This is a genomic window from Arsenicicoccus piscis, assembly GCF_022568835.1.
Taxonomy (GTDB): Bacteria; Actinomycetota; Actinomycetes; order Actinomycetales; family Dermatophilaceae; genus Arsenicicoccus; species Arsenicicoccus piscis.
Genome location: NZ_JAKZHV010000003.1, coordinates 135984 through 149484, shown reverse-complemented (window position 1 = coordinate 149484; position 13501 = coordinate 135984). Strand labels below are relative to the sequence as shown.

At 72.2% G+C, this 13501-nt stretch carries 10 protein-coding genes; 6 read left to right on the top strand and 4 right to left on the bottom strand.

Annotated features, from left to right (window positions below; genetic code table 11):
• Positions 1–122 precede the first annotated feature (122 nt).
• Together MM440_RS06515 and MM440_RS06510 are read right to left on the bottom strand one after the other, a co-directional pair.
• Complete coding sequence (locus MM440_RS06515; protein ID WP_241443519.1) at positions 123–1577, bottom strand: glycosyltransferase 87 family protein; 1455 nt, start codon at positions 1575–1577, stop codon at positions 123–125.
• Positions 1577–3823 (bottom strand): transglycosylase domain-containing protein, encoded by a 2247-nt coding sequence (locus MM440_RS06510; RefSeq protein WP_241443518.1) that lies wholly within the window; start codon positions 3821–3823, stop codon positions 1577–1579. The genes MM440_RS06515 and MM440_RS06510 overlap by 1 nt, the downstream gene beginning before the upstream one ends.
• A gap of 118 nt (positions 3824–3941) precedes the next feature.
• On the opposite strand from MM440_RS06510, the gene MM440_RS06505 reads away from it, so the two are divergent.
• The 3 genes from MM440_RS06505 (at position 3942) to MM440_RS06495 (ending at position 6705) form a co-directional block, all read left to right on the top strand.
• Positions 3942–4643, top strand: coding sequence for a TetR/AcrR family transcriptional regulator (locus MM440_RS06505; RefSeq protein ID WP_241443517.1), 702 nt, complete (start codon positions 3942–3944; stop codon positions 4641–4643).
• A 143-nt stretch (positions 4644–4786) separates the two neighbouring features.
• On the top strand, positions 4787–5929 hold the full coding sequence (locus MM440_RS06500) for an inositol-3-phosphate synthase (protein ID WP_241443516.1): 1143 nt from the start codon (positions 4787–4789) through the stop codon (positions 5927–5929).
• 68 nt (positions 5930–5997) lie between these two features.
• Entirely contained in the window at positions 5998–6705 is a 708-nt protein-coding gene (locus MM440_RS06495; protein WP_241443515.1) for a GOLPH3/VPS74 family protein, read from the top strand.
• A 21-nt stretch (positions 6706–6726) separates the two neighbouring features.
• Here the strand turns inward: MM440_RS06495 and MM440_RS06490 are convergent, their stop codons facing one another.
• Together MM440_RS06490 and MM440_RS06485 are read right to left on the bottom strand one after the other, a co-directional pair.
• Positions 6727–7218, bottom strand: a complete 492-nt coding sequence (locus MM440_RS06490; RefSeq protein ID WP_241443514.1) for a hypothetical protein — start codon at positions 7216–7218, stop codon at positions 6727–6729.
• A 47-nt stretch (positions 7219–7265) separates the two neighbouring features.
• A complete protein-coding gene (locus tag MM440_RS06485; protein ID WP_241443513.1) occupies positions 7266–8708 on the bottom strand; it encodes a CCA tRNA nucleotidyltransferase in 1443 nt (480 codons plus the stop codon).
• Positions 8709–8837: 129 nt separating this feature from the next.
• Between MM440_RS06485 and MM440_RS06480 the strand changes: the two genes are divergently transcribed.
• Genes MM440_RS06480 through murJ form a run of 3 tightly spaced genes read left to right on the top strand, consistent with a single transcriptional unit; the run spans position 8838 to position 13415 of the window.
• Complete coding sequence (locus tag MM440_RS06480) at positions 8838–9323, top strand: NUDIX hydrolase (RefSeq protein ID WP_420914143.1); 486 nt, start codon at positions 8838–8840, stop codon at positions 9321–9323.
• The gene (locus MM440_RS06475; protein WP_241443511.1) at positions 9320–11773 is read left to right on the top strand and encodes a DUF6049 family protein; all 2454 of its coding nucleotides are present in this window, start codon (positions 9320–9322) and stop codon (positions 11771–11773) included. Before MM440_RS06480 ends, MM440_RS06475 begins: the two co-directional genes overlap by 4 nt.
• The gene (gene murJ / locus MM440_RS06470) at positions 11766–13415 is read left to right on the top strand and encodes a murein biosynthesis integral membrane protein MurJ (RefSeq protein WP_241443510.1); all 1650 of its coding nucleotides are present in this window, start codon (positions 11766–11768) and stop codon (positions 13413–13415) included. The genes MM440_RS06475 and murJ overlap by 8 nt, the downstream gene beginning before the upstream one ends.
• The last annotated feature ends 86 nt before the right edge of the window (positions 13416–13501 follow it).

Below are 13501 nucleotides of genomic sequence, written 5' to 3'. Positions count from 1 at the left end.
GTTGCAGACGTCGCGTGCCCGATCGTTGGTCGGCTCGAGGGCCGGGGCGAGTGGGCACGAACCCGTCGAGTCTACCAGCCGGGGCCGGGCCGACCGGCCGTGTCCACAGCCCTGCGGACGCCTCAGACGAGGCGCACGACCACGTGGTCGGGGGCCCCGCGCAGCGGACCGGCGAGCTCGTCGGGGTCGACCGTCGAGGCGTCGAGACCCGGCGCCGGCCGCGCCCCCACGGTCGTGAGGGCGACGATCGGGTCGGGTGCGACGGCCCGCACGGGGGGCCGAGCGCGGGCGGTGCGGACCACGACGACGGCGAGCATGGCCCAGGCGGCGAGCCGGGCGAGCACGAGCACGGCGTACCACGGCCCGGGCAGCCCGCGGTTGGCGTCGGACTGCAGACCGATGTAGAGCCACACGCCCACGTAGTAGGCCAGCTCGGTGGCCGCCCAGATCAGGTGGTAGCGCCACCGCACACCGACCAGTCCGAGCAGCAGGCACAGCCACAGCGAGGTCTGGATGGGCAGCGCCTTGGCGAGCAGGCTCGAGACGACCAGCATCACGAGGGCGACCTCGGCGATCGCGGGCCGCCGGTCGGTCGACAGCGCGAACAGGGTGCCGACGACGACGGCGGCGAGCCAGCCGATGACGGCCACCACGGTCCAGACCAGCGCGGGCGGGTTCACCCCGATGATCGACAGCAGCTGCCACAGCGAGCCGTAGCCCGCGCCGCTGTCGAGCCAGGACGCGTAGGCCTGGAGGGGGCTACCGCCGGCGAGCAGCATCGAGGCGCCCAGCACCACGACCGCAGTGAGCGTGAGGGCGAGCAGCATCCGCGTGAGCGCCTGGGTGCGGCCGGTGCGCAGCGACGTCGCGATGATGGCGAGCACCAGGAACAGCGCGTAGAGCCGCCCCAGCGTCGCGAGCCCGAAGAGCACCCCCGCGAGCATGGGCCGGCGCCGGGCCCACGCGACCAGACCGAAGCCGGCCAGCGCCACCGCGACGATCTCGAAGGACGCGAGCGCCGCCGGCAGCAGGACCGGCGACAGGGCGAGGTGGGCCGTGACCCACGGGGTGCGGGGGCGGGTGGTCGCGAGCGCGCAGACCAGGACGACGAGCAGCACGACGGTCAGCCCCGACCAGAGGCCGAAGTAGGCGGTCGCCGCGGTCGCCGGCGACGTGGGCGGCACCAGCTGCCCCACCGCCCAGGCCGCGAGACCGGTGACCACGGGCTGGTTCAGCGAGACGTCCGCGCCGTAGGGCCAGCCCCCGGCGGCCAGCCCGGACGACTGGTAGACGACCGGGACGTCGGAGTAGCAGGCGTGCCAGAACTGGTCCGGCGAGGTCCACCCCTGGTTGACGCAGTGGCCGCGAAGCAGCACCGAGCCGGCGACCATGGCGGTGACCGCGGTGCTGAGGAACCACAGGATCGTCGGCAGCGAGGCCCGGCCGATCGCGGCGTAGTCCCCCACCCGGCCACCGGCGACCTCGGACATCCAGGCGACCACGCCGTCCTCGCGCGAGGGCACCCGGGGGCGGGTCGGGTCGACGACGCGCCGGGGTGCACGGGTCGACGAGCTCATCAGCCGGTGCCGTTGCCGGTGGGCTGAGTGTTGCCCTGGGCGGCGGCCTTGGCCTGATCGGTGGCCTTCGCGGCCGGGGCGAGAGCGTTGGACGTGCCCCCGTTGCCGGCGCCGCCCCCGTTGCCCTGCTGGGTCGGCGTGGGCTGCTGGGTCTGGGCGGGCGGGGTCGTCGGCGCCGGGGCCGAGGTGGTGGTCGTGGCGCCGCCGGTCGGGGTGCCGCCCCCGCTCGTCGGACTCGACGTGCTGCCGGTGCCTGCGGTCCCGCCGCCGGTGGGCGCCGCGGTCTGCGTGCGCGCGCTGCGGGGGACGTAGACCGAGTTGTCACCGATGCCTGCGCGCTGCGGGAAGTCCTTGACCTCGACGTTCTCCAGGGCGTTGATCATGAAGTTCGTCCAGATGGGCAGGCAGTAGGTGCTGCCCGCGGCGCCCGAGGCGATCTGGATCGGGTTGCCCTTGTCGTCCTCGCGGTACATGCCGCAGGACGTCGCCAGCTGCGGGACGAAGCCGGTGAACCACACCGACTTGTTCTCGTCGGTGGTGCCCGTCTTGCCCGCGACCGGCCGACCGAGCCGCTGCGCCCGGGTGCCGGTGCCCTCGGTCACGACGTGGGTGAGCGCCTCGGTCACGTCGGCCGCGACGTCGGCGGAGAACGCCTGCGTGGTCTTGGTGCTGGCGATGTAGTCGACGGCGCCGTCGACGCTGGTGGCCTTGGCGACGATGTGCGGCGTCGCGCGCTTGCCCTCCGCGGCGAAGGTGGCGTAGGCGTTGGCCTCGTCCAGCACGTGTGGGGTCGCGGTGCCCAGCGTGTTGGCGACGTTGTCCTCGAGGTTGACCGCCTTGGTGTCGGGGATGCCCGCGGCGATCGCAGCCTTCTTGGTGGCCTCCGGACCGATCCGCTCGTTGAGCCGGACGAAGGCGGTGTTGACCGACTTCGCGAGCGCGTAGCGCAGCGGGATCATGCCGAACTGCTGGTCGAACTCGTTGGGGATCGTCGCCCCGCCGGCCTCGACGGGGGACGCCCCGCTGATGTAGCTCTTGGTGCTGATCCCCTGCTCGACGGCGGCCGCGAGCGTGAACGCCTTGAACGTCGAGCCGCCCTGCATGGTGGCCTGCGAGGCGTTGTTGAGCTGCCGCTTGAGGTAGTCCTCGCCGCCGTAGATCGCCTTGATCGCACCGGTGCCGGGCTCGACGGCCGCGAGACCGACCTGCACGCCGCTGACGTCGGGCAGATAGCGCTGCACCGCTCGGACCATGGCCGCCTGGTCGCTCTGGTCGATCGTCGTGGTGACCCGCAGGCCGCCGACGGCGAGCTGACCCTCGTCGAGCCCGAGGGAGGACGAGATCTCGGCCTTGGCCATGGCTACGAGATAGCCGTTGGTGCCGCCGACGGTGGACTGGAGCTTCTTGGTCGTGAAGGTCGGCAGCTTGATCTGGGCGGCCTCGGCCGTGGTGAGCCAGCCCATCTTGACCATCCCGTCGCGGATGTAGTCGATGCGCTGGGTCAGCCGCGCGGCGTTGTTCTTGCCCTCGGCCGGATCGTAGATGCTCGGCCCGCGGATGACCGACGCGAGGACCGCGCCCTCGGAGGGCGTGAGGGCGGAGACGTCCTTGTCGAAGTAGGCGTGCGCCGCCGTCTGGATGCCGAACGCGCCGCGCCCGAAGTAGATCGTGTTGAGGTAGTTCTCGAGGATCTGGTCCTTGCTCTCCTGCTGGTCCAGCTTGATGGAGATGAGGATCTCCTTGATCTTGCGGGTCATCGTCTGGTCGGAGGTGAGGAAGGTGTTCTTGACGTACTGCTGGGTGATCGTCGAGCCGCCCTGGGTCTCACCGCCCTCGAGGGAGACCTTGATGGCGCGCGCGATGCCGCTGACCGACACCCCGTTGTTGGTGTAGAACGTGCGGTCCTCGGCCGCGAGGAAGGCCTGCTGGACCTTCTTGGGGACCTTCGAGAGCGGCACCGACTCGCGGTTGGACGCGCTGTTGATGCGACCCATCTCGGTCTTGCCGTCACTGAAGTAGACGATCGAGACCTGCGCCTCGGCGGCCGCCTTGGGGTCCGGGATCTCGGTGCGCGCGTAGGCGATCCCGATCGCCGCTGCCAGCAGGACGAGCAGACCCAGCAGGGTGAGCAGGATGATCAGCCACCAGCGGCGACGCCGTCGCGGTGGTGTGCCGACCCCTCGACCGGTTGCTCCTCGCCCTCGTGCTGCCGAGACACCGCCCCGCCCGCTGCTCGCTGCGCTCACTCGTCGATCCTCTTGTCCGCTCCGGTCGTGCCCATCGTGATGATCCCCTGCTGATTATGACGGTGCCGTCTGACATCGGGCTGATGAGTCGACGATCGGGTTGTGTAACGATCACGCCATGTCGACCACGCGCGGCGTCCGCGCCGAGAACCGTGAGCGCCTGGAGGCCGAGATCGTCCGGCTCGGGCGGGCCCAGCTGGCCGAGGTGGGCCCCGCCGCCCTGTCGCTGCGCGCGGTCGCCCGCGAGCTCGGCATGGCCTCGAGTGCGGTCTACCGCTACGTGCCGAGCCGGGACGCCCTGCTCACCCGGCTGATCGTCGAGTCCTACGACTCGCTCGGGCAGGCCGTCGAGGAGGCCGAGGCCGTGGTCGACCGCAGCGACCTCGCGGGTCGGTGGCACGCGGTCGGGACGACCCTGCGCCGCTGGGCGCTGGCCCACCCGCACGACTGGGCCCTGCTCTACGGGACGCCGGTGCCGGGCTACGACGCACCGGCGGAGAAGACCGGCCCCGCGGGGACCCGCGTCACCTCGCTGCTGATCGGTCTGCTCGTGGACATCGCCGGGTCCGGCCGCGCGGCGACCCCACACCGGGCCGAGCCCGCCGACGAGGCGGAGCAGCTGGCGCGGACCGTGCTGGGCCAGCTGGGCCTCGACGAGCAGCAACTGCCGCCCGCCCTGGTGCTCGCCGGCCTCGCGGCCTGGACCCTGCTGGTCGGGGCGGTCAGCTCCGAGGTGTTCGAGCAGCAGGGCCCTCAGCTGGTCGGTGCGGCGCTGTTCGATCACCAGCTCGTTCTGGCCCTGTCGCTCATCGTCGCCTGAGTACTCCCGTTCGATCCCCCTGCTCGGGCCCCTCACGCCCCGGGGTGAGGTGACAAGACCCGCCTTTGTCCTGTAGAACAAAGACGGATTTTGTCAGGCACGGCATCGCTCGCTCGTGCGCCCCCACCCACAGGAGACCCGCGATGACGACCACCACCTCACGCCCGCAGGGGCGCCGGAGCGACCAGCGCGGCACCCACCCGATCCGCGTGGCGATCGTCGGCGTCGGCAACTGCGCCAGCTCGCTCGTGCAGGGCGTGCACTACTACGCCGACGCCGACCCGACGACGACCGTGCCCGGCCTGATGCACGTCGAGCTCGGGCCCTACCACGTGGACGACGTGGAGTTCGTGGCGGCGTTCGACGTCGACGACGTGAAGGTCGGCAAGGACCTGTCGGAGGCCATCAACGCCTCCGAGAACAACACCATCACGATCTGCGAGGTGCCCACCCTCGGCGTCGAGGTGCAGCGCGGGCACACCCTTGACGGCCTCGGCCGCTACTACCGCGAGACGATCCACGAGTCGGCCAAGGAGCCGGTCGACGTGGTGGCCGCGCTGCGGGAGGCACAGGCCGACGTGCTGGTCTGCTACCTGCCGGTGGGCTCGGAGGAGGCCGCCACGTTCTACGCGCAGTGCGCGATCGACGCGGGCGTGGCCTTCGTCAACGCACTGCCGGTCTTCATCGCCTCCGACCCCGAGTGGGCCGCGAAGTTCGAGGCCGCGGGCGTGCCGATCATCGGTGACGACATCAAGTCCCAGGTGGGCGCCACGATCACGCACCGCGTGATGGCCAAGCTGTTCGAGGACCGCGGCGTCGCGCTGGACCGCACCTACCAGCTCAACGTCGGCGGCAACATGGACTTCAAGAACATGCTCGAGCGCGATCGCCTCGAGTCCAAGAAGGTGTCGAAGACCCAGGCCGTCACCTCCAACCTTCAAGGCGAGCTGGCCGGCAAGATCTCCGACCGCAACGTTCACATCGGCCCGTCGGACTACGTGCAGTGGCTCGACGACCGCAAGTGGGCCTACGTGCGCCTCGAGGGTCGCGCGTTCGGTGACGTGCCGCTGAACCTGGAGTACAAGCTCGAGGTCTGGGACTCCCCCAACTCCGCCGGCATCATCATCGACGCCATCCGCGCGGCCAAGATCGCCCTCGACCGGGGCATCGGCGGCCCGCTGCTGTCGCCCGCCGCCTACCTGATGAAGTCCCCGCCCGAGCAGCGCCCCGACGACATCGGCCGCGCCAGGCTGGAGGCCTTCATCGCGGGCGACGAGCCGCGCTGACGGCGACCGCGGTCCGCTCGGGGGACCGCGCCTTCTCACGCTGACCGGCGGGGCCCTACCGTAGAGCCATGCAGCTCGCCGAGGAACTCCTGCTCCTGCTCACCGACGACCAGACGGGCCGGATGAGCGTGCCCGAGCGGCTGCTCGACATCGCGGTCGCCGGTGGAGCGCTCAGCGAGCTCGGCGCCTACGAGGTCGTGCGGGTGGTCAAGGACGGCGAGACCATCCCGGGCTCCTTCGGGGAGCCGGTCGCGCCAGGACGGCTGGCCATCGATCCCGACGTGACCCCGCCCAAGAGCGCGGTGCTGGACCAGACCCTCGAGGTCTTCCGCGGCATGCAGGGCCGCAAGCTGACGAACGTGCTCCCGATCATGGGGCGGGCGCTCTACCCGACGCTGCACCGCACCCTGCAGTCGGCCGGCGTCGTCACGCGGGACGCGCCGGCCCCGCAGAGCTCGATGTTCCCCCAGACCACCTGGAAGACCGTCGACGCCAGCCACGAGAAGGCCGTGCGCTCGCACATCGCCGACGTGCTGCTGCACGGCGCGGCGCCCGACGACCGCGCGCGGCACCTGATCGGCCTGCTGGAGGCGACCCGGACGCTGTTCGTCGCGATGCCCGAGGTGGTGCCCGACTCTGGGTCCGACGCAGCGTCCGAGCACACCGCCGCCGAGGACACGGTGCTGGCACGGGCCCGCGAGGTCCGTGCCCTCACCGACCCGGACGGTCCGTGCGGGGCTGTGCTCGCCGCGGTCGACACCCTGGTCACCCGCTGAGCACGACGGCCGGACGGCAGCTCAGGCGAGGAAGTCGATGGTCTGCTTCGTGTCCCGGAAGGTGAACGAGTCGCCCAGGTGCAGGCCCTCGATCTCGGCGTAGATCGGGGAGTCGGTCGACAATCCCTCGTAGCTCTCGCCGCCGCACCGGACCGCGGTCGAGACCACGCCGACGACGTAGCGCGCCCCGCCGAAGCCCACGATGGCACCCGGCCGCACGACGTCGGTCGGCGCCACGTCCAGGGTCTCGATGGCGACGACGTCGTCCTGCTGCCGGTCGCTCACGGCCTCGAACAGGCGCGTCACCGCTCCGGCCTCGTCGGCCTGCGACTGTTCGTCGACCGAGAACGACGAGTCCTGGTCGAGCTCGGCGGCCGACTCCTCGGCGTCCGCACCACCCTCGGACGCGCGCAGCTGGGCCCGCGCCGCGGCGAGCAGCGCCTTCTTGACCTCGGCCTTCGCGTCGGCGTCCATCGTGGTCTGTGTGCTGCTCGGCTTCGTGGCGTCGGCCATGGGTGATCCTTCCGGAGGTCGGCTGGTGTCGGGCGTTGAAGGGCAGGCTAGTCGTCGGCCGACTCGGGCTGCTCGGCCCACCACGCCCGGAGCAGATCGGCGGCCCGCTCCTTGCCGACCGGGCCCTCGTCGAGGCGCACGGCGAGCAGGTGCTTGTAGGCGCGGCCGAGGACCGGCCCGGGCTTGATGCCGAGGACCGCGCCGATCTCGTTGCCGTCGAGCTCGGGGCGCACCGCGTCGAGCTCCTCCTGCTCCTGCAGCCGCGCGATCCGCTCCTCGAGCGAGTCGTAGGCGCGGGACAGCCGGGCGGCCTTCTTGCGGTTGCGGGTCGTGCAGTCGGCCCGGGTCAGCCGGTGCAGCCGGGTGAGCAGCGGGCCGGCGTCGGTGACGTAGCGCCGCACCGCCGAGTCGGTCCACTCCCCGTCGCCGTAGCCGTGGAAGCGCAGGTGCAGCTCGGTGAGCCGGGAGACCGCCTTGACGGTGTCGTTGTCGAAGCGCAGCGCCTTGAGCCGCTTCGCGGCGAGCCGCGCACCGACGAGCTCGTGGTGGTGGAACGACACGCCGCCGCCGTCCTCGAAGCGGCGGGTCGCCGGCTTGCCGATGTCGTGCAGCAGCGCCGCGAGGCGCAGCACCAGGTCCGGCCCGTCGGTCTCCAGGTCGATCGCCTGCTCCAGCACCGTCAGGGTGTGCTCGTAGACGTCCTTGTGGTGGTGGTGCTCGTCGCGCTCCAGCCGTAGAGCGGGCAGCTCGGGCAGCACGTGCTCCGCCAGCCCGGTGCGCACCAGCACGGACAGGCCGGCTCGGGGGTCGGGCGCGAGCAGCATCTTGATCAGCTCGTCGCGCACCCGCTCGGCCGAGACCATCGTGATGGAGGCCGCGCGCTCGGTCATGGCGTGCTCTACCTCTGGGGCGAGGTCGACGCCGAGCTGGGCGACGAACCGGGCCGCCCGCATCATCCGCAACGGGTCGTCCGCGAAGGACTCCTCGGGCGTGGACGGGGTCCGCAGCAGCCGAGCGGCGAGATCCTCGACGCCGTGGTGCGGGTCGACGAGCTCGAGCACCGGGAGGCGCAGGGCGATCGCGTTGATGGTGAAGTCGCGGCGCACCAGGTCGTCCTCGAGCGTCTCGCCGAACGCGACCTCGGGCTTGCGGCTGGTGCGGTCGTAGGCGTCGGTGCGGTAGGTCGTGAGCTCCAGCGTCAGCTCGCCCTTGCGGGCACCGATGGTGCCGAACGCCCGACCCACGTCCCAGATGCCGTCGGCCCAACCGCGCAGCAGCGCTTCGGTCTGCTCAGGCCGAGCGTCGGTGGTGAGGTCGAGATCCGGCGACGTGCGGGCGAGGAAGGCGTCGCGGACCGGGCCGCCGACGAGGGCCAGCTCGTGGCCGGCGGCGGCGAACCGCTCGCCGAGCTCGGTGAGCAGAGGGATCACCGGCGCGAGCTGGCGGGCCGCGGTCGCGAGGAGCTCGGCCTGGTCGGGTGCGGTGGTCACGCGGGAGTTCCTTCGGGTCTGCGGGTGCGGTCGCTCGATCCTCCAGGGTAGGGGACGGGTAGGGGACCGGTGGTGCGGGAGTGGCGGGCGGCAGCTTCCAGCCGTGATCGTTAGAGTGACGCAATGACCATGCCCCTGCCCTCCATGCCGCCGCCGCGCTCCGCGCGTCGGCTGCCTGCGGTGGAGGAGGTGTCGGCCGGGGGTGTCATCATCCGGGTCGAGCAGGGCCGGGCCGAGCTGGCCATCATCGCCCGCCACAACCGGGCCGGCCGGGTCGAGTGGTGCCTGCCCAAGGGTCACATCGAGGGCACCGAGACCTTGGAGCAGACCGCCGTGCGCGAGGTCGCCGAGGAGACCGGCATCGAGGGCCGGGTGCTCACCCGGCTGGGCTCGATCGACTACTGGTTCACTACGTCCAGCGCCCGCGTGCACAAGGTCGTGCACCACTACCTGCTCGAGGCGACGGGGGGCGAGCTCACCATCGAGAACGACCCCGACCACGAGGCCATCGACGTCGCCTGGGTGCCGCTGTGCGCGCACACGTCCGAGCTCACCTTCCCCAACGAGAGACGCATCGCCCAGGCGGCCTGGCAACGCCTGGCGGGGGACCCGTGATCGAGCTCGCGCGCGCCTGCTCGGCCGCCCTGGTGCTGCTGACGGCGCTCCTCGCTCCCGGGCTGGCCCCGACCGTCGCGGCGGCTGGGCCGCGCGTGCCTGCCGCCGCAGCGGCCGGGGTGAGCACTGGGAGTGCCCCGGGCGCGGCTCCCGTGCAGCTCGTGGTCTCGCTCCAGTCGGTAGCCCCCGCCGTCGCCTCCCCGGCCGCTGACACCACCGTGTCCGTCACCATCACCTCCGCCGCCAGCACCCCGATCACCGGCGTGACGGTCCAGGCGGTCCTCGGGACCAAGCGGTTCAGCGAGCGCGGCGCCATCTCCCAGTGGCTCGGCGCGTCACCCACCGTCCCCGCCGCCGGACGGGTCGTGGCCACCGCCCCGCAGCCGGCCACGCAACCGGCTCCAGGGTCTACCCCTGCGTCCAGCCCAGGGTCTACCCCAGGGGCCACGCCGGCGGCGACCGGACTGACCATCGCCCCCAAGGCCTCGACCACCCTCAGCCTGACCATCCCGCACGGGCAGCTCGACAGCGGACGGCCGTTCGCCGCGCTGCCGCTCACGATCGAGACCCTCGTCGCAGGCACCCCCCGTGCCGGGCAGCGCACGATCCTGCCCTGGGTCGCGCGGGACCAGCAGTACGAAAAGCTCGACCTCTCGATGGTGCTGCCGGTCACCCTGCCGGCCACACCGACCCTCTTCACGGGCACGACGGCGGAGCAGGCGAAGGCCTGGACCAGCGCCATCGGCCCCGATTCCGAGCTGGTCCAACGCCTGGGCGCCACCACCGGCCACCCGGTCACCTGGATGGTGGATCCCGCGGTCCTCGGCGGTCCGCAGACGGCCGGCAACCGGGCCCGCCAGGACGCCTCCAGCTCGCCGACCACCACCCCCACCCTGCCGACTCCCACCGGCACGACGACGCCCGGGGCCGCCGCCTCGCCGGCAGCCACCCCCAACCCGGCAACGAGCCCTGGCACCGGTGCCGCCACGGCCAGCCCGCCGGCGCCGGCACCGACGAACGCTGCGCCGGACCCCAACCTCACCGAGATCCAAGGGCTCACCGACTCCCTCGCCGAGCGGCTGAAGAACCGTGGCTCCCAGCACCCCGTGTGGGCGCTGCCGACGGCGGACCCCGACGTCGCGGCGCTCGCGACGCACCGCCCGAGCATGGCCCTCGCCACCCAGCTGTTCGCCACGGACCCCTCGCCGCTCGACTCCGCCCTCGGCACCTCCGTAGACCGTGGGGTCACCTGGCCGGCCGACGGCCGGTGGAGCGCCGAGCGGGCCGAGGACCTGCGCGCCGCCTCAGGGGGCTACCCGAGCCACGACGCCCTCGTGTCGACCGACTCGCTCGCCCCCGCCAACGGGTTGACCGCCCAGGCCGTGGCCTCGACGGCGGGCAACCGGCTGCTCGCCTACGACGCCAACCTCAGCGCCATCGCCAGCGGCAGCCGGGGGCGCAGCGGCCAGGCGCTCGTGCAGGAGTTCCTCGGCGAGTCCCTGGTGCTGCTCGGGCAGCGCGAGGGCACGCGGCGCACCGTGCTGGTGGCGTTCGACCGAGCGATGCGCACGGACCCTGCGACCCTCGGCCAGCTGCTCACCGCCGTGTCCACCACCCCGTGGTTGACCGTGGGATCCACGCAGCCGCTGCTCACCGCGAACGCCCCGCAGACCCCGCTCGCCAGCACCCCGCCGGCCGGCTCCGACCCGGCCCTGCTGACCGGGGACGCGGTCGCCGACCTCGACCGCGCGCAGCAGACCGTGCACGGCATGGCCGAGGTGCTGAGCCGCAGCAACCCGGCCTACGCCCCCACCTGGACCAGCGTGGTCACCCAGCTGGCCTCGACCCGGTGGCGGGGTCACCCCGGCGCCTGGGACGCCACCCGGAGCGCGCTCAGCAGGTCTCTCACCGCTCTGCGCGACGGGGTGCAGGTCGCCCCGAGCACCATCAACTTCCTCACCGACCGGGGTGCCATCCAGCTGACCATCGTCAACCGGCTGCCCTACACGCTCAGCGGGATCGACGTGCTGCTCGAGACGTCCAGCGCCAAGCTCCGCGTCGAGGACCCGCCCTCGGTGACCGTCGCCGGCAACAGCCAGGCCACCGTCACGGTCAACGTCGAGGCCTACGGGTCGGGTACCGTGCCCGTCGTCGCCCGGCTCGCGACCCCGTCGGGCGCCCCCCTCGGACAACCGGCCACCGTGTCAATGAACGTCCGCCCCACCGGCGTGGGGGTGTTCGTCGGCATCGCCGCGGTCCTCGCCCTGGTCGTCGTCCTCGGCCTGATCCGCTCGGTCCGACGCCAGCCCACCCGCGCCGAGCGCGACCTGGGCTACCACCCCGCCACCGAGCCCGGCCCGGCTACCAGCGCACCTCCCAGCCCAGCCCCCAGCACTGGCCCCAGACCAGACCCCAGCACCGACGCCGCCGCGAAGGACCCGCATGTCTAGCACCACCCCCGCTCCGCGGCAGGCTCCCAGCCTGGCCCGCTCGAGCCTGCTCATGGCGTCCGGGTCCATGGTGTCCCGCGTCCTCGGCCTGGTCCGCAACATGCTGATGGCCTACGTCATCGGCACCGCCCTGGCCGCCGACGCGTTCAACGTCGCCAACACCGTGCCCAACTACATCTACCTGCTGCTGTCCGCGGGGTTGCTCAACGCGATCCTCGTCCCGCAGATCACCAAGGCGATGAAGCAGCACGCCGACGGCGGCCAGGAGTTCGTCGACCGGCTGCTCACCGCCTGCTTCGGCATGCTGGCGCTCGCGACCGCCGTCGCGACCATCGCCTCGCCCCTGCTGCTGCGGGTCTTCGCCGCCAGCCTGTCGGGCCGCAGCTACGACCTGGCGCTGCTGTTCGCCTACGTCTGCGTGCCGCAGCTGTTCTTCTACGGCATCAACGCCGTGCTCGGCCAGGTGCTGAACGCGCGGGACCAGTTCGCCGCGTTCATGTGGAGCCCGGTGCTCGCCAACGTCGTGCAGATCATCGGCATGGGCGTCTTCGTGCTGGTCTACCACCGCCAGCCCGACCCAGCCTCGTGGACCCAGCCGATGGTCTGGCTGTTCGGCGGGGCCTACACCCTCGGCGTGGCGGCGCAGGGGCTGGTGCTGTTCATCCCGCTGCTGCGCGGCGGCTTCCACTACCGCCCCAAGCTGGGTCTGCGCGGCTACGGCCTGCGCGCCGCCTCCAAGATGGCGGGCTGGGCGTTCGCCGCCCTGGTCGTCTCCCAGATCGGCGGCATCGCCGCGACGCAGGTGATGTTCGCGGTGCGTGCGAACCACCCGGACGTCCCCGGCCTCACGACCCAGCAGCTGGCGTTCATGATCTTCATGCTGCCGCACGGCCTGATCACGACCTCGATCATCACCGCGCTGTTCCCGCGGATGGCCCGGGCCGCCAACGACCACGACGTCCCCGAGCTGCGCCGCAACCTCGTGCAGGGCCTCACCCTGCCCGCCGTCGCGATCATCCCGGCCACCTTCGCGCTGGTCGTGCTGGCGGTGCCGACGGTCGGGGCCATGTTCCCGGGCCAGCCGCTCGGGGTCGTGCGGGACATCGCGCTGGTCACGGCCATCATGTCGATCGGTCTCCTGGCCTTCGGCATCACCACCTTGCAGCAGCGGTTCTACTTCGCGGTCGAGGACGGTCGCACCAACCTGAAGCTGCAGGTCCTGCTCACCGGGGTGCAGATCGTCGTCTGTCTGGTAGCCCTCGTGGGGACCCCGCACTACGCGGTAGCCATCGTGGCCTTCGCCCAGACCCTCGCCAACACCGTCGCGGCGCTCGCCTTCGTCGCGAACGCGCACCGGCGCGTCGGTGGCCTCTCGCTCTATCACGTCACCCGGCTCTACGTCCGCCTCGCGATCGCCTCCGTCGGCGGCGCGGTCGTGGCCGGGATCCTCGCCCACGTGCTCTACGGGTTCCTCGCGCCGCGCTGGATCGTGCACGTGCTGGTGCTCGCGGTCGCGGGCACGGCGTTCCTGCTGTGCTTCGTTGCCCTAGCGCGGGTGTTCCGCATCACCGAGGTCGACGACCTGCTTTCTCCGCTCGTTCGTCGGCTGCGTCGCCGGTCTCCGGCCGCCCCGGACGCCTAGGATGCGGACGGGACCTCGGGTGGCGAGGCTGCCCTGGATGGTCCCGGACCGACGATGAGGAGACTGGCTGCCGCGGGTAGGACCCG